Below are 16059 nucleotides of genomic sequence, written 5' to 3'. Positions count from 1 at the left end.
GCCGCCCGACGTCGGGCGGCCCCTGCGGCGTACTGCGGCCTCAGTGGAAGAAGTGGCGCGTGCCCGTGAAGTACATGGTCACGCCCGCCTTCCGCGCGGCCTCCACGACCTGCTCGTCGCGGACGGAGCCGCCCGGCTGGACGACCGCCTTGACGCCCGCGGCCGTCAGGATCTCCAGCCCGTCCGGGAACGGGAAGAAGGCGTCCGACGCGGCGTACGAGCCGCGCGCCCGCTCCTCGCCGGCGCGCTCGACGGCCAGCTTGGCGGAGTCCACGCGGTTGACCTGGCCCATGCCGACGCCGACGCTGGCGCCGTCCTTGGCGAGGAGGATCGCGTTCGACTTGACGGCCCGGCAGGCGCGCCAGGCGAAGGCCAGCTCGGCCAGCTCGGCCTCGGACAGGGCCTCGCCGGTGGCGAGGGTCCAGTTCGCCGGGTCGTCGCCGTCGGCCTGGAGGCGGTCGGTGACCTGGAGCAGCGCGCCGCCGTCGATGGGCTTGACCTCGACCGGCGCGGACGGGGCGCCGGGGCAGCGCAGCACGCGGATGTTCTTCTTGCGGGCCAGGACCTCGACCGCGCCGTCCTCGTAGTCGGGGGCGACGATGACCTCGGTGAAGATCTCCGCGACCTGCTCGGCCATGGCGACGGACACCGGGCGGTTCACGGCGATGACGCCGCCGAACGCGGAGAGCGGGTCGCAGGCGTGGGCCTTGCGGTGGGCCTCGGCGACGTCCGCGCCGATCGCGATGCCGCACGGGTTGGCGTGCTTGATGATCGCGACGCACGGCTCGTCGTGGTCGTAGGCGGCGCGGCGGGCGGCGTCGGTGTCCGTGTAGTTGTTGTAGGACATCTCCTTGCCGTGCAGCTGCTCGGCCTCGGCGAGGCCGCCCTCGCCGTCGACGTAGAGGGCGGCGCCCTGGTGCGGGTTCTCGCCGTAGCGCAGGACGCTGCGGCGGGCGTAGGTGGCGCCCGTGAAGTCGGGGAACGCCGACTCGTCGGCCGGGGCGTACGAGGACGCGAACCAGGAGGCGACGGCCACGTCGTACGCGGCGGTGTGCTGGAACGCCTCGGCGGCGAGCCGCTTGCGGGCGGCCAGGTCGAAGCCGCCCGCCGCGACGGCGGCGAGGACGTCGCCGTACCGGGCGGGGGAGGTCACGACGGCCACGGACGGGTGGTTCTTGGCGGCGGCGCGAACCATGGAGGGGCCGCCGATGTCGATCTGCTCGACGCACTCGTCGGGGGCGGCGCCGGACGCGACGGTCGCCTCGAACGGGTAGAGGTTCACGACGACCAGGTCGAACGGCTCCACGCCCAGCTCGGCGAGCTGCTCGCGGTGCGCGTCGAGGCGCAGGTCGGCGAGGATGCCGGCGTGGACGCGCGGGTGCAGGGTCTTGACGCGGCCGTCCAGGCACTCGGGGAAGCCGGTCAGCTCCTCGACCTTGGTGACCGGGACACCGGCGGCGGCGATCCTCGCGGCCGTGGAGCCCGTGGAGACCAGCTCGACGCCCGCGTCGCGCAGGCCGCGGGCCAGCTCCTCCAGCCCCGTCTTGTCGTAGACACTGATCAACGCGCGACGGATGGGCTTATTCACCGACATGAACCTTTCGTCCCTCAATGCGGTAGCCGTGCCGGGCGAGACGCCCCACGACCTCGACGAGCAGCGTGCGCTCGACTTCCTTGATGCGCTCGTGGAGAGCGGCTTCGTCGTCCGTGTCCCGCACCTCGACCACGCCCTGGGCGATGATCGGGCCGGTGTCGACCCCGTCGTCGACGAAGTGGACGGTGCATCCGGTGACCTTCGCGCCGTACGCGAGCGCGTCCCGCACTCCGTGGGCACCGGGGAAACTGGGCAGCAGGGCGGGGTGGGTGTTGATCGTGCGCCCGCCGAAGCGCGCCAGGAAGTCCTTCCCGACGATCTTCATGAAGCCGGCCGAGACGACGAGGTCAGGCTCGTACGCGGCGGTGGCCTCGGTGAGCGCGCGGTCCCACTCCTCGCGCGACGCGTGGTCCTTCACCCGGCACACGAACGTCGGGAGCCCGGCGCGCTCGGCCCGCTCCAGGCCCGCGATGCCGGTGCGGTCGGCGCCGACGGCGACGACGCGGACCCGCGAGCCGTACCCCTCGGGGTCGGCGGCGATGGCGTCGAGGAGGGCCTGGAGGTTCGTGCCGGAGCCGGAGACCAGGACGACGACACGGGTGGCGGCGGGGGCGGCGGGGGCCACGGGGGGACTCTTTTCGCGTGGGCGGTTCGACGTGCGGGTAGTGCTGTGGAGGCGGACGCGGTGCCCGCTTGTATGGACGTACGAACGCGTCGTGTGCTCCGATACGGGGAACTCTACGAACGCGCCGGCCGTCAGCAACGATACCGGCACACCGCACCTCCCCCACGGGACGGGGGCCGGGCCGGGCGGTAGCGTCTGGTGAGGAACCGTTCCCCGCGGCACCTGATGCCACGCGGCGCGCGACGCGCGCCGGACGTCCGCGCCGCGCCGTGCCGCGTCGCCTCGCGGACGGGTGGGGGACGGACGGATCACGACGACCAGGGGAAGACGTTCACCACATGCCCGACCGAGGCCCCCAGCCCACCGACGACAGCAACCCGTTCGCGCCGCCGCCGGAGGGCGCGCCGGAGCAGCCCTGGCAGCCGCGCCGCCCGGCGGGCGACGAGGGCTCCGGCGACACGGGCGGCTCGTCCGGGTCCGGCGGCTCGTCCGGTACTTCCGGCTCCGGTGAGGGTGGCGGCCGGGGCGAGGGGGGCGACGGGCGCTGGGGCGGCCGGTGGAGCCCGCGCCAGCCGGGCCGCTCCTCGGACGGCTTCGGCGGCGCCCCCTCCCGCCAGAACCAGAACCAGAACCAGAACCGCCCGCAGCAGGAGGGCCCGCAGCTGCGGTGGGACCCGACGGACCCGACGCAGCGGCGCGCCCGGTACGCGCTGCTGGCGGGCATGTGGGGCTTCTTCTTCGCGGTCTTCGACTTCCCCGAGCTGGGCCTGCTGCTGGGCGCGCTCGCCCTGTACTGGGGCGTCAGCTCGCTGCGCGAGCGGAACCGGGACCGGGGCGAGGCGGCCCAGCCGGCGGTGAAGTCCCAGACGACGGCGGCGGTGAGCGGCCTGATCACGGGCTCGCTGGCGCTGGTCATCGTGGCGACGGTGTTCGCCTTCCAGCTCGCGTACCGGGACTTCTACACCTGCGTGGACGACGCCCTGACGAAGGACGGCCAGGTCGCCTGCAACCAGGAGCTGCCGAGCCCGCTGCGCGACCTCATCGGCGTCAAGGTCTGACGGCCCGGCCGGGGCGGAGCCGGCCGCGCGTCGCGTAGCCCGGCGCCGACGGGCCGAGCCGGTGCTCGTACGGCCGCCCTGGCGGCGCACGGGACGCCGACGGCGGCCCACGCGCGCGCCCGGCGCGCGCCGCGCACCCCGTACACGCAGGACGGGACGGCGGGGAGCGGGCGGACGGCCGGGGCCAGAGGGACACGACGGGGGCCGCGGGACACGACGGGGCCGGCGGGGTGCGACGGGGGCCGGCGGGGTGCGACGGGGGCCGGCGGATACGGCGGATTCCGGCAGCCACGAGCGCTTTCGCGCCTCGCGCGGCCGCGGCCGTTCCCCACCGCGGGGGCACGGGAACGGTACTCACGGACAGCCATCCCGAAGCCCGTGAGGTTCCCCATGGCGACCAGCGACACCCCCGCCCCCACCGGCACCTCCGTCCCCACCGGCACCCCCATCCCCACCGGCACCCCCGTCCCCGCCGCCTCCCTACCGTCCCAGCGTTCGCTCCCCGCCGAGCGGATACCGGTGACCGTCCTCGGCGGCCCCACGACGCTCGTCGAGTACGGCGGCCTGCGGCTCCTCACCGACCCGACGTTCGACCCCCCGGGCGAGTACCCGGTCATGGGCAGGGCGGTCCTGACCAAGACGGCGCCGCCCCGGACGGTCCCGGCCGACCTGGGGCGGATCGACGCGGTGCTGCTCTCCCACGACGAGCACCCGGACAACCTGGACCACTCGGGCCGCGCGTTCCTGGCCGGGGTGCCGCTCGTCCTGACCACCCCCGGCGGCGCCACCCGCCTCGGCGGCGCCGCGCGCGGCCTGGCGCCGTGGGACTCCGTCGACCTGCCGCGCCCGGACGGCGGCACCCTCACGGTGACGGCCACGCCCGCGCTGCACGGCCCCGAGGGGGCCGAGGCCGTCCTGGGCGAGGTGGTCGGCTTCGTCCTGACGGCCGAGGACCTGCCCGCGCTGTACGTGAGCGGCGACAACGCGTCGCTGGACGCGGTGCGCGAGGTGGCCGCGCGGTTCGGCCCGGTGGACACGGCGGTGCTGTTCCTGGGGGCGGCCCGCTCCGTCTTCTGGGACGGGGCGCTCATCACCCTGGACAGCGCCCTGGCCGTGGAGGCCGCCCGCGTACTGGGCGCCCGACGGGTGGTCGCGGCCCATACGGACAGCTGGTCCCACTTCACGGAGGGCCCGGCCGACGTGGCAGCGGCCTTCCACCGGGCCGGCCTGTCACACGTCCTCCGCCTGCCGACCTGACCCCACGTGTGCGCCGACGGGAGAACGGCACCGAACCGCAATTCGGTCGCGTGCGTCGGGCGGGGCCGCCACGCTGGTCACCGTGGACGAACCCAAGTACCGAATCCGCGCCCTGCACACGGCCTCCACGGTCACCGTCTACCAGGCGTACAGGCCGGAGATCGGCCTCCCCGCGGCACGGGACGGCCGCTTCCCCGCGGTCTGGCGGCGCGACCGGATGACCTGGATCAAGCCGTCGTTCCTCTGGATGATGTACCGCTGCGGATGGGGCTCCAAGGAGGGCCAGGAGACCGTCCTCGCCGTCGAGATCACCCGGGAAGGCTTCGAGTGGGCGCTGGCGCACGCCTGCCTGTCCCACTACGAGCACGGGCTGCATCCCGACCGCGCGACCTGGAAGCGCCGGTTGAAGCGGTCTCCGGCCAGGGTCCAGTGGGACCCGGAACGCGACCTGCGGCTGCGACCGCTCCCGCACCGCTCGCTGCAACTCGGCCTCGCGGGGGAAGCCGCACACCGCTACGCGGACGAGTGGACGGTCTCCGTCACCGACGTCACCGCACTCGCGCACACGGTGCACGACCACGTGCGGAACGGGGACCTGGCCGCCGCACGGCGCCTCCTCCCGGCGGAGCGGCCCTACCCGGTGCCCGAAGGAGCCCTGGCCCACCTGCACCGCTGAGCCGCCGCCAGTGCAGACTCGACGGGTTCGGCGCCGAGCCGAGAAGCACTGGAGGACCGCATGACCCGCACCACGCCCCCGCGCCCCGTCGACGTCGAGGCGGTCTTCCCCGCGCTCGCCGCCCACCGGCGAACGGCGACGCGCCTGCACCCGCGGCACGGTGCGCCGAAGGCGGAGGAGAGCTCGGTCGCGGGGCCCCTGCTGTGGCCGGCCGGCGAGCCGTGGCCCGAGTGCACCGCCGTCCATCCCAAGGGCACGGGCCACCTCCTCTCCGACGTGCACCTCCGGCGGAGCGTCCACGAGGCGGCGCGGGGACGCGATCTCACCGAGGAGGAGCAGCGGCTGCTCGCCGGCATGACCGTCGCCGACCACGCACCGGAACTGCGGGACGAGGACCCGCTGCCGCTGCTGGCCGTCGCCCAGTTGTACAAGCGGGACGTCCCGGACCTCGCCGACGCCGGGCCCGAGGGCTGTGACCTGCTTCAGGTGTTCTGGTGCCCGTTCGAGGTCCACGGTCCGGACCGCACGATCGACGTGGTCCTGAAGTGGCGCCGGGCCGCCGATGTCGGCCCCGTGCTCGAACCGCAGCCCGAACCGCCGGTCGCGGGCCGTGCCGAGTGCGTTCCCACCCCGTGCGTCGTCCACCCGGAGCAGGTCGTCGAGCACGAGTACCTCGGGCTGCTGGACGACGAACTCCAGGAGGAGATCACCGAGTGGGAGGAGGGCCTCCTCGACGCCGAGGACGCCCAGGAGCACACCGAGGACGCGTACGACTCCGCCGAGACGGTCGGCTACGCCACGTACGAGGAGTACGAGGCGGCCATGGCCGCCGCCCGCGCCCAGGAGCCGGACGAGGTCGACTACATGAGCGACCTGTCCATCGCGCCGGGCTGGAAGGTCGGCGGCTTCGCCTCCTGGCACCTGACGGACCCCGCACCGGTCGACTGCCTCCGGTGCGGGACCCCGATGCCGCCCCTGCTCACGGTCGCCACGTGGGAGTGCGACGGCGCCTCGCGAAGCTGGCTTCCGCTGGAGGACCGCGCCTCCGCCGACGACCCGCGCGTGATCGATCCCGTCGGCGTCTACCTCGGCCGCGGTCACCTGCGCGTCCACACCTGCCCCGGCGACCCCGCGCACCCCCACCGGCTCAGCTTCCAGTGAGGCCGTGAGCGTTCCGGCGCACCGGTCTTCCGGGGCGGGGGACGGTGCCCCGGAGCGAGGTGCCGCCGTTGCCCGGACCTCCCCGGGCGGACACCGGGGGACGCGGTTCCTGCGGCGGGGTCGCGCGGCGTCGGCGTCCGCCGACGGCACCGATCAGTCCGGGGCCGCTCCCGGCGCCGGGCGGGCCGGGCGGGACTCGGCCGGCGCGGGCCCGGTCGGTGGCGGGGTGCCGACGGGAGGCGCGGCGGCGGCAGGAGGCGGGGCGCCGACGGGGGGCGGGGCGGCGAAGGGGAGCGGGTCCTGTTCCACGTCGTACGGGGTGTCGGGGCGGGCGGCCTCCGGGGCCGTCGGCTCCGGCGGGGGCGTCCGGCGGCGGAACCAGCGGCGGACGGCCCACCGGCGGCCCGGTGCCGCGCCCCGGCCCGGTGCCGCGCCCCGGTCCGGTTCGGTACCCCGGCCCGGTTCGATACCCCGGTCCGGTTCGGTACCCCGGTCGAGTTCGGTCGCCCGGTCCGGCTTCCCCGTCCCCGGCGCGGCGGCCGTCGTGTGCGCGGCCCCCTGCCAGGGCTCGGCGGGCTGCGGGGCGCGGTCGGGGCCGGAGGGGTACGGGGCCCGGCGGGCGTCGGCCGGGTGCGGTGGCCGGGGGGCGGCCGTGGAGGGCTTCCGGTGGCGGCCCCGCCCCCTCGGTGCCGGTCCACCCGGCGCGGCCCCCCGGGCGCCCTCCCCCGGACGGGGGTCCCCGCCCCGGCGCGCGCCCCCGTACCGGCCGGCCCGCACACCGTCGCCGGGGCGCTCACCGCCGGGTGCCCCACCGGGGCCCTCGCCACCGGCGCCCTCACCGCCCCGGCTGCGCCACAGCCGCAGTACCAGTGCCACCGGGACGCCCACCACCGCCGTCCACGCGAGCGCCGCCCCGCCCGCCTGCCACCACACCGGCCCGAACGCCACGAGCCGCCCCACCCCCAGCGGCCCCGACGCCGCCGCCGCGAGCCCCGCCGTCGCCGCCCCGCACAGCAGCGCCGCCAGGGCCGCCGACCCCGCCGTACGGCCAGCGCTCCAGGTCTCGGCACGGCGGGCCAGCGGCGGCGCGGCCTCCTCCGCCGTCCGCCACCCGGCCACCACGCCCGCCACCAGCGGCACGGCCGCCGCCGCCCAGGTCACCCACTCGCCCCGCGCCCCGCCCGGCACGGCGGCCAGCAGCGGGAAGTCCGGCACGGCCGGGGCCCCCGCCACGCCCAGCGGGGTCACGACCGCGCCGGTCCCGAGCGCGAAGCCCGGCCCCAGCCCGTACGCCGCACCCCACACCGCCGCGTTCGGCAGCAGCGCCAGGGCCAGCAGCAGCACCGCCACCCGCTCGGCCCAGCCGCCCGACAGCCCCTCCAGCGACGCGTACGCGGCCTCCCAGTGCCACGCGAGCGACGCCAGCGCCAGCAGGCCGCCCCCGGCCAGCAGCGCCGCCAGCGCCCCGCCCGCCGCCCGCACGGCCGCCACGGTCCGCGAGCGCGCCGGGGCCCGCCGCGCCCAGCCGGGCAGCCACTGCGGCAACGGCCCGAGCGGACGCCCGTACGCGCTCCACGCCCCGGCCGCCGCCGCCAGCACCACGACCGCCGGGACGTGCCCGGCCACGCTCAGCGGGCGCGCCTCCAGGGGCCCGCCGAGCGCGTAGAGCGCGGCGGCCCCGGCGACCACCAGGTACCCGGCCGACACCGCGCACACCGCCCCCGCGGGCGCGGGCCTCGGCCGCGTGTCCACCGGTTCGAGCGCGTCGCGCGCGGCCCGGTACGCGAGCCACACCGGCACGGCGGCCAGCAGCAGCGGCACCACGCCGACGGGGGCGGGCGGACCGCCGGACAGGGTCTCCGGGCGTACCAGCTCCGCCCCGTGGGCCAGCAGCCACAGTCCCGCCGCCACGTGCAGCGCACCGGACGGGCCGCTGTCCGGGTACGGGGCGCTGATCCACGCGGCGATGACCAGCACGGTGAACGCGCCCAGGCCCAGCCCCGCCGCGACGGCCCCCCGGGACAGGGCCACCGCGGCCGCGGCGGCGGGCCGGACGCCGTACACGACGGGCGGCGCCTCGACGACCGTCACCCGGCCGGGCCCGCCCCGACCGGCGGCCATGCCGCCCCCGCCCGCGTCGACCGGCCCCACCGGCACGACGCCCCCGCCCGCCGCGCTGTCCGGCGGACCCCCGTCGGCCTCACCGGCATCGCCCGGACCACCGGGCCCGTCCGGTTCGGCGGCGCCGTCAGACCCGTCCGGCCCACCAGGCAGCCCGGCAGGACCGGCGGACGACGTGGCGGGGAAGGGTTCACCCGCCTCGGGCGCACCCGCCTCGGGCGCACCGGCGACGGCCTCGGGCGTACCCGCCGGGGCCGCGCCCGCCGGACCGGGTGCCCTCGTGGCCCCGGCCCCGGCCCCGGCATCGGCCCAGGTCCCGGCCCAGGTCCCGGTCCCGGTCCCGGTCCCGGTCCCGTCGTCAGCGTCTCCCGGCGCGGCGGGGACGGCTCGGAGGCCGTTCGGGCCAAGGGCCCCGGCGGGGGGATCGGCCACGGTATCGGCGGTTCTGGCGGTCTCGGCGGTCGCAGCGGTCTCGGCGGCGAAACCAGCGGGATCGGCGGTCTCGGCGGCGGATTCGGCGGCGGAATCGGACACGGAGTCGGTCACGCGAGCATGCTGCCAACGACACGCGCTGTCATCGTGTAACAGGCGGATGCCCGCTGTGTCGCTCAATATACGTTTATGTACCTATCCGCTACGGACGGTGTGCGCGGAGGCAGGCGATGACGCAGGGCACGATCGGCGGCGAGGCGAACGGGACGGCGGCGACGCTGGACCCGCCGCCCGACGCGGCGGAGGCCCACCCGGTGCCGGCGGCGGGCGTGCCCGCGACCCCGCTCGAGGCGTTCGACGCGCTGTACGCGTTCGCCGCCCCCGGGCTCGTACGGCAGGCGTACGTCCTGTGCGGGCGGCGGCGGCTGGCGCGGGAGGCCGTCGAGTACGCGTTCCACCAGGCGTGGGACCGCTGGCCGGAGGTGGCCGTCGACCGCGACCCGGCCGGCTGGGTGCGGGCGGTCGCCCACGACTACGCCCTCTCCCCCTGGCACCGCTGGCGCCGCTCGCTCCGGCAGCCCGACCCGCCCGCCGGGCCCGCCGGGGCGCGGGCCCTGCGGGACGCCCTGCTGGAGCTGCCTCCCCCGTACCGCCGGACCCTGCTCCTCTACGACGGCCTGGGCGCCGGTCTGCCGGAGGTGGCCGCCGAGACGGAGGCCAGCAGTCCGGCCGCCGCCCGCCGGCTGCTGCACGCGCGGCGGGCGGTCGCCGAGCGGGTCCCGGCCCTGGCCGACCCGGACGTGCTGCGGGAAGGGCTCGCGGAGCTGCTGGAGCTGGGCGCGGCGACCGTGCTGGGCACACCGAGGGCGGTGCGGGCGGGCGGGGAGCGCCGGGTGTGGCTGTGGACGCGCGGTACGGTCGCGCTGTCGGCGCTCATCGCGGCGGCGACCGCGTTCACGCTGGCCACGGCGCCGACCCGGTACGAGCCGCCCCTGGCGCCCGGCCAGGCGGTGGCGGGCGTCCCCGTCCTGAGCGGCCCCGAGCGGCTCGCCCCGCCGGACCCGGTGCTGCGCGCCCGGCTGGACGAGCAGCCGGTGACCGGCCCGGCCCGCCTGGTGCCCCTCCCCCAGTGACCCGCCGGGCCCGTCCGGTGCGGGGGCGCCCCGCGCCGCCCACGTGGCGGGCCCGTACCCCTGGGACCGACCGGGCTCGGTCCGGCGGCCCGACCGGGCCTCCGCCCCCCGGTGCGCGTGCCGCTCACCGGCGGGTACCGCTCTCCCGGCGTAACGGTGCCGCTCGACCGGCCGCACGCGTACCGGCTCCCCCCGTCCGTACGTACCGCGCACGGGGGGCGGGGGGCCGGCCGGACCGGCGTCTTCGGGCCCGTACAGGCCCCGCTCAGGGACGCGGGTCCAGCAGCAGGGCCATGACGCCCACCAGGGTCGCGCTGCTGACGATCTCCCGCCGGGCGATCATGCCGGGGAGGTCGGCCAGGTCGATCCACTCCAGTCGGTCGGACTCGTTGCGCTCCGTGGGCTCGCCCACGCGCCGGGCCCCGTCCGCGCGGAACACGAAGTGCTGGGAGTCGGTGATCCCGGCCGCGGGCTGGGCGTACACCAGCTCCCGCAGCGGGCCGGGGCGCCAGCCCGTCTCCTCCTCCAGCTCCCTGGCGGCGGCCCGCGCCGGGCTCTCGCCGTCCTCCACCAGGCCCATGGGGAGCTCCCAGGCCCAGGTGTCCGTGACGAAGCGGTGGCGCCACATCATCAGGACCCGCCGCCGCTCGTCCACGGCCGCCGTGACCGCGAGGTCGCGCAGCCGCACGACGTGGTAGTCGGTGCGCGCGCCGTCCGGCTGCTCCACGTCGAGCGAGCGGAGCCGCACCCAGGGGGTGTCGTGCAGGGCGCGTTCGCCGTGGACGATCCAGCGCATGTCCCCGCGGGGCGTGGAGGTCATGAGGCTCCCTTCCGGATGCCGGATGTACGTGGTGCCGGATGTCCGTGATGCCGGACGTACGTGATGCCGGACGTACGTGCGGCCGGACGTACTTGCGGCCGTACGCGCCCGTACGTCTCCGTCCGCCGCCGTCCGGCGGGGCCGCCCGTACGTCTCCGGGGTGCCGCCGTCCGGCGCGGCCGCCCGTCCGGCGGGGCGGCACCGGACTGTCGCTCCGGCTGATCATGCTCGATCTCCGGATCGCCGGCTATCGGCGGGGGTTGGCGGTGTCCGCGGACTCGCCCGGTGAGACGAGTCCCGTCTCGTAGGCGAGGACGACGGCCTGGGCCCGGCCGCGCAGGGTCAGCTTGGCGAAGATCCGGGCCACGTGGGTCTTCACCGTCGCCTCACTGAGCGTCAGTCGCTGCGCCAGTTCGGAGTTGGAAAGACCCCGCCCGACGAGCGTCAGCACCTCCCGCTCGCGTGGCGTCAGTGCGGCCAGGTCTCGGTGGACGGCCGGGGTGGCGGGGCCCGGACCGGTCCCGGGGGCGCCGGGGGCGAAGCGCTCCACCAGGCGGCGGGTGATCGAGGGTGCGAGCAGGGCGTCCCCGGTGTCGACCAGCCGTACGGCGGCGGCCAGATGGGCGGGGGTGACGTCCTTGAGCAGGAATCCGCTGGCTCCGGCGGCGAGGGCGGCGTAGACGTAGTGGTCGAGGTCGAAGGTGGTCAGCATGATCACCCGGCAGTCCGGGTCCTGCGCGAGTATGCGGCGGGCGGCTTCCAGACCGTCCATGGCGGGCATCCGGATGTCCATCAGTACGACGTCGGGCCGCAGCCTCCGCACGGCGGCCACAGCCTCGGCTCCGTCGCCGGCTTCGCCCACCACGTCGATGCCGCGGGCGGTCAGGATCAGGCGGAAGCCGGTGCGGACCAGCTCCTGGTCGTCGGCGATCACGACGCGAGGGGCGGGTTCGGTGTGTGTCGTCATGGCCGGTCCAGCGGGATCCGGGCGCGGACGCGGTAGCCGCCGCCGAGGCGGCGGCGGGCGTCCAGGTCGCCGCCGTAGACGGCGACCCGCTCCCGCAGGCCGAGCAACCCGCGTCCCGTTCCGTCTGCCCGGCCCGGGACCGGCTCTCTCCCCGCGGGCCGGCCGCCCGACAGGACGCTCGGTCCGCTGTTCAGCACCTCGACGCGCAGGTAGTGGTCCGCGTACCGCACCGTCACCTCGGCTTTCGCTCCGTCCCCGTGTTTGAGGGCATTGGTCAGGGCCTCCTGGATGATCCGGTAAGCGGTGACATCGATCCCCGTCGGCAGCGGACGCGGCTCACCCGAGATGCGCATCTCCACGGGCAGGCCGGCGAAGGCGATCCGGTCGATCAGCGGACCGAGTCGGCTCAAGCTCGGCTGCGGTGACAGGTCCATGCCGTAGGGCTCGTCGTCGCCGTTCTGCGCGGGTGCGAGCAGGCCGAGCAGGTGCCGCAGCTCGGTCATCGTGTTCCGCCCGGCGGTCTCGACGGCGCTCATCGCCGCCGCGGCGTCGTCCGGCATCGTGGCCAGCACCTCGCGGGCGGCCCCGGCCTGGACCACCATGAGGCTCACGTTGTGACTGACGATGTCGTGGAGCTCGGTGGCGATCCTGGCCCGCTCGGCGTCCACCGCGATCCGCGCGGCGCTCTCGCGTTCCCGCTCCAGCAGCCAGCCGCGCTCCTCGATGGCCGCCCGGTGCAGCCGCCGCGCCCGGACCACCGCCACGCCCAGACACCCGGCGGCGCCAACTGCCGCCGCCAGGGCGATGACCAGCAAGATCGTCCCGGATCCCCACACCGGATCATCTTCGCAGCCGCACGACGTGCCGCACATCGGCGCCCGGATGCAGCTCCGTACATCCCCAGGATGACCTGCCCGGACGGATACACCAGGGGGGTGACGCCCTGTCCGCGGACTCCCTCCTAGGTTCGAGCCATGACGACTGATCACGACAACGCCCGGCACGTGGTGGTGCGGTTGGACGGCGTGCACAAGGAGTACGGCGACGCGAAGGCCCTGGACGGCCTGTCGCTGGAGATCAGGGCGGGCGACGCGGTCGCCGTCATGGGCCCCTCCGGCTGCGGCAAGTCCACCTTGCTCAACATGGTGGCAGGCCTGGACCGGCCGACCTCGGGAACAGTCGAGGTGCATGGTCATGACCTCGGGAAACTGAACGAGACCGGCTTGGCGCTGTTCCGGCGGCGGAACGTCGGCATGATCTTCCAGTTCTTCAACCTCATCGACGATCTGCCCGTCCTGGACAACGTCGCGCTGGCCGCGCAGCTGACCGGCACCTCGACCCGGCAGGCGCGCCGCCGTGCCCTGGAGCTCCTGGACGAACTCGGTGTCGCCGAGCGCCGGAACAACCATCCGGCGACGCTGAGCGGTGGAGAGCGCCAACGCGTCGCCGTCGCACGGGCGTTGATGAACCGCCCGGCCCTGCTGCTCGCCGACGAGCCGACCGGCGCCCTCGACAGCCGGTCGGGCGAGCAGGTGATGGATCTGCTGATCGACCTCAACCAGATCGGCCAGACCCTGTTGATCGTCACCCACGACCCGCAGCTGGCCACCCGCTGCGCCAGCCGGCTGATCGAAGTCGCCGACGGCCGGGTCGCCCGCGAGAGCACGCTGGAGGCGACCGCGTGAGCGCCGTATGGAGAGCCTCGCGCGCGGCCGTGCAGCGCCGCCGGCTCCAGACCTTCGTGATCGGGCTCGTCGTGCTCTGCTCCACCACGACCGTCCTGCTCGCGCTGGCGCTGCTGAGCGCCGCCTCGGGCCCCTTCGACAGGGCCTACGCCGAACAGCGCGGTGCTCATACGGTGGCGGCCTTCGACACCACGAAGGTCTCGCGGGAGCAGTTGGCGCGGACCGCCCGGCAGCCCGGGGTGGAGGCCGCGGCCGGGCCGTTCGGGCAGGCCGTCGTCGACATCCCCGAGGACTGGCTCTGGATGGCGGGCGGCACCCTCACGGTGGTGGGCCGGGCCGATCCGGCGGGCCCCGTGGACCGGATCGAGCTCCTCGAGGGCCACTGGGCCACCGCACCCGGCGAGATCGTCGTCAACTGGTCCGCCCAGGGCTCCCCCGGCACCGCGCTCCTCGGCACCAGGCTGGAGACCCCCGGCGGAGCGACGCTGACCGTCGTCGGGTTCGCCACCAGCATGAGCAAGTCGGCGAGCGCCTGGGTCTCGCCCGAGCAGATGGCCGCATTGCACCCGACCTCCGCCCAGATGCTGTACCGCTTCACGGACTCCTCGACGGAGGCCCGGCTGAGCGCCTCGCTGGCGCGGGCCACCACGGGGCTGCCCGAGGATTCGCTGACCGGCGCACAGACCTACCTCACCCTCAAGCAGGCCTTCTCCGCGCTGGCCGACTCCTACCTCCCGTTCATGACGCTCTTCGGCATCCTCGGCGTGCTCGTCTCCACCCTGATCGTCGGCAACGTGGTCAGCGGGGCGGTCGTCTCCGGGTACCGGCACATCGGGGTGCTCAAGGCCCTGGGCTTCACCCCGAACCAGGTCGTCGCCGTCTACCTGACGATGCTTTCCGTACCGGCGGTGGTGGGCTGCGTGCTGGGCACCCTGGCCGGCAACGTGCTGGCCGGGCCGATCCTGAAGGTCGCGTTCACCGGCATCGACGTGGGCCGGGCTTCGGTCGGCGGCATCAGCCCGTGGGTGTCCGTGGTCTGTCTCGTGGGCATGCCTGCCCTCGTCCTGCTGGCGGCGCTGGTCCCCGCGCTGCGCGCCCACCGGCTGCCCGCCGCACGGGCGATCAGCGCGGGCAACGCGCCGCGAACCGGGCGCGGGCTGCGCGTCCAGCGGATGCTCGGCGCCACCCGGCTGCCGCGCCCGGTCAGTCTGGGCCTCGGCCAGCCGTTCGCCCGCCCCTGCCGCACCCTGCTGACCATGGCGGCCATAGTCCTCGGGGTCACCACGGTGGCCCTGTCGACCGGACTGACCAGCACGATGGTGGCGTACGGCGAGGTCGGGCGGGAGGACGGAGGCGCCAGGATCCACGTGACGACCGGGGGGTCGGGCAACGACCGGACCCCGCCCCGGCTCAGTGACGCGCAGATCGAGGCACGGCTGCGGTCCCTGCCGGGTGCGGAGGGGGTACGGGCCCGCGCGCTGTCCCAGGTGAACATGACCGGGCAGACCCAGCCCGTCTTCGCCGACTTCTACCGCGGCGACAACTCCTTGTACGAGCACACCATCGTCAAGGGCCGGGCGCCGTCCGCAGCGGGCGAGATCGTGGCCGGCCCGGCGTTCCTGACCCAGCGCGGGCCGAAGCTCGGTGACCGGGTCACGCTGGAGCTGAACGGCAGGAAGATCACCGCGACCGTCGTGGGTCAGCTCATCGAGGGCAACGCCCGGGCCCTGGAGGCCACCGGGGAGACCCTCGCCCGGCTCGCACCGGACGCCCACGCCATCGAGTACACGGTGCGGCTCGCCCCCGGCGCCGACACGCGCGCCTACGCCGAGGCGGTCGCGGCGCTCGACCCGGGCCTGCACGCGTCGGTGACGGACTCCGGCAACGCCGGCACCGCCACCGTCATCACCTTCTCGACGGTGTTCACGGTGCTGCTGACGCTCGTCGCGTCGCTCGGTGTCTTCAACACCGTTCTCCTGAACACCCGTGAGCGGCGCCGGGACCTGGGCATGCTCAAGTCGATCGGGATGACCCCCCGGCAGGTGGTGGTGATGACGGTGACCTCGGTCGCCGGGCTGGGCGCGGTCGGCGGGATGCTCGGCATCCCGCTCGGGATCGTGGCGCACCGCCTCGTCGTGGACCATGTCGGGGTGGTCGACTTCCCCGCGCACATGAAGGACGTGTGGCACGCGCCGCAGCTGGCCGCGATGCTCTTGGCGGGTGTGGTGATCGCAGTCCTCGGCGCTCTGGTCCCGGCCCGGTCGGCGGCCCGGATGACCATCGCCTCGGTGCTGCACACCGAGTAGATCACCCGTCGGCACCGGCCTCTGGAACCGGTCCAAGGCGGCCGACGGCGTCAGCCGACGGCCGGCCGGCTCTACGGACCATGCGCCGCATGATCCCGGCCGCCCCCCAGGCGGAGCACACGCCTCCCCTGCCCTACGCCCTCTCTCGCCGGACGGCCTGGCGCGCCGGACCACCCGGACGTCGTGGCCGCCTCGAACGCGAAGCGGCCCGCCTCCCGCACGGT

At 75.7% G+C, this 16059-nt stretch carries 13 protein-coding genes; 7 read left to right on the top strand and 6 right to left on the bottom strand.

Going from position 1 to position 16059, the window contains the following annotated elements; translation table 11 throughout:
* Positions 1–40 precede the first annotated feature (40 nt).
* Both purH and purN read right to left on the bottom strand, forming a co-directional pair.
* Entirely contained in the window at positions 41–1594 is a 1554-nt protein-coding gene (gene purH, locus CP974_RS18875) for a bifunctional phosphoribosylaminoimidazolecarboxamide formyltransferase/IMP cyclohydrolase (RefSeq protein WP_031128703.1), read from the bottom strand.
* Positions 1581–2219: a phosphoribosylglycinamide formyltransferase gene (purN, locus tag CP974_RS18870; RefSeq protein ID WP_031128701.1), complete on the bottom strand. Its 639-nt coding sequence runs from the start codon at positions 2217–2219 to the stop codon at positions 1581–1583. Before purN ends, purH begins: the two co-directional genes overlap by 14 nt.
* Positions 2220–2557: 338 nt before the next feature.
* Here purN and CP974_RS18865 point away from each other — a divergent pair, with 338 nt between their 5' ends.
* The 4 genes from CP974_RS18865 to CP974_RS18850 all read left to right on the top strand — a co-directional run bounded on the left by CP974_RS18865 (position 2558) and on the right by CP974_RS18850 (position 6371).
* Complete coding sequence (locus tag CP974_RS18865; protein WP_031128699.1) at positions 2558–3277, top strand: hypothetical protein; 720 nt, start codon at positions 2558–2560, stop codon at positions 3275–3277.
* Between the two features lie 390 nt (positions 3278–3667).
* Positions 3668–4534, top strand: a complete 867-nt coding sequence (locus CP974_RS18860; protein ID WP_078915337.1) for an MBL fold metallo-hydrolase — start codon at positions 3668–3670, stop codon at positions 4532–4534.
* A gap of 82 nt (positions 4535–4616) precedes the next feature.
* Positions 4617–5210 (top strand): DUF4291 domain-containing protein, encoded by a 594-nt coding sequence (locus CP974_RS18855; RefSeq protein WP_031128696.1) that lies wholly within the window; start codon positions 4617–4619, stop codon positions 5208–5210.
* 60 nt (positions 5211–5270) lie between these two features.
* Positions 5271–6371: a hypothetical protein gene (locus CP974_RS18850; protein ID WP_031128694.1), complete on the top strand. Its 1101-nt coding sequence runs from the start codon at positions 5271–5273 to the stop codon at positions 6369–6371.
* A 153-nt stretch (positions 6372–6524) separates the two neighbouring features.
* On the opposite strand, the gene CP974_RS18845 is transcribed toward CP974_RS18850, so the two are convergent.
* A complete protein-coding gene (locus CP974_RS18845) occupies positions 6525–8492 on the bottom strand; it encodes a cell division protein PerM (protein ID WP_174887783.1) in 1968 nt (655 codons plus the stop codon).
* Between the two features lie 662 nt (positions 8493–9154).
* On the opposite strand from CP974_RS18845, the gene CP974_RS18840 reads away from it, so the two are divergent.
* Entirely contained in the window at positions 9155–10057 is a 903-nt protein-coding gene (locus CP974_RS18840) for an RNA polymerase sigma factor (RefSeq protein ID WP_031128690.1), read from the top strand.
* 265 nt (positions 10058–10322) lie between these two features.
* On the opposite strand, the gene CP974_RS18835 is transcribed toward CP974_RS18840, so the two are convergent.
* From CP974_RS18835 to CP974_RS18825, 3 genes are all read right to left on the bottom strand, one after another.
* Positions 10323–10853, bottom strand: a complete 531-nt coding sequence (locus CP974_RS18835) for an NUDIX hydrolase (protein ID WP_031128689.1) — start codon at positions 10851–10853, stop codon at positions 10323–10325.
* A gap of 271 nt (positions 10854–11124) precedes the next feature.
* Entirely contained in the window at positions 11125–11844 is a 720-nt protein-coding gene (locus CP974_RS18830) for a response regulator (protein WP_031128687.1), read from the bottom strand.
* The gene (locus CP974_RS18825; protein WP_223844523.1) at positions 11841–12659 is read right to left on the bottom strand and encodes a sensor histidine kinase; all 819 of its coding nucleotides are present in this window, start codon (positions 12657–12659) and stop codon (positions 11841–11843) included. Before CP974_RS18825 ends, CP974_RS18830 begins: the two co-directional genes overlap by 4 nt.
* A gap of 159 nt (positions 12660–12818) precedes the next feature.
* On the opposite strand from CP974_RS18825, the gene CP974_RS18820 reads away from it, so the two are divergent.
* Together CP974_RS18820 and CP974_RS18815 are read left to right on the top strand one after the other, a co-directional pair.
* On the top strand, positions 12819–13529 hold the full coding sequence (locus tag CP974_RS18820; protein WP_031128684.1) for an ABC transporter ATP-binding protein: 711 nt from the start codon (positions 12819–12821) through the stop codon (positions 13527–13529).
* Entirely contained in the window at positions 13526–15835 is a 2310-nt protein-coding gene (locus tag CP974_RS18815) for an FtsX-like permease family protein (protein WP_031128683.1), read from the top strand. Before CP974_RS18820 ends, CP974_RS18815 begins: the two co-directional genes overlap by 4 nt.
* Positions 15836–16059: the final 224 nt, after the last annotated feature.

This window comes from Streptomyces fradiae ATCC 10745 = DSM 40063 (assembly GCF_008704425.1).
Lineage (GTDB): Bacteria > Actinomycetota > Actinomycetes > Streptomycetales > Streptomycetaceae > Streptomyces > Streptomyces fradiae.
Note: the sequence above shows the minus strand (reverse complement) of the source record. Positions and strands in the feature narration are given on the sequence as shown.

What these genes read in the sequence shown, in the direction of transcription:
- purH (WP_031128703.1), bottom strand. Translation starts at nt 1,594, where the DNA reads ATGTCGGTGAATAAGCCCATCCGTCGCGCGTTGATCAGTGTCTACGAC.
- CP974_RS18865 (WP_031128699.1), top strand. Translation starts at nt 2,558, where the DNA reads ATGCCCGACCGAGGCCCCCAGCCCACCGACGACAGCAACCCGTTCGCG.
- CP974_RS18860 (WP_078915337.1), top strand. Translation starts at nt 3,668, where the DNA reads ATGGCGACCAGCGACACCCCCGCCCCCACCGGCACCTCCGTCCCCACC.
- CP974_RS18850 (WP_031128694.1), top strand. Translation starts at nt 5,271, where the DNA reads ATGACCCGCACCACGCCCCCGCGCCCCGTCGACGTCGAGGCGGTCTTC.
- CP974_RS18845 (WP_174887783.1), bottom strand. Translation starts at nt 8,492, where the DNA reads ATGGCCGCCGGTCGGGGCGGGCCCGGCCGGGTGACGGTCGTCGAGGCG.
- CP974_RS18840 (WP_031128690.1), top strand. Translation starts at nt 9,155, where the DNA reads ATGACGCAGGGCACGATCGGCGGCGAGGCGAACGGGACGGCGGCGACG.
- CP974_RS18835 (WP_031128689.1), bottom strand. Translation starts at nt 10,853, where the DNA reads ATGCGCTGGATCGTCCACGGCGAACGCGCCCTGCACGACACCCCCTGG.
- CP974_RS18830 (WP_031128687.1), bottom strand. Translation starts at nt 11,844, where the DNA reads ATGACGACACACACCGAACCCGCCCCTCGCGTCGTGATCGCCGACGAC.
- CP974_RS18820 (WP_031128684.1), top strand. Translation starts at nt 12,819, where the DNA reads ATGACGACTGATCACGACAACGCCCGGCACGTGGTGGTGCGGTTGGAC.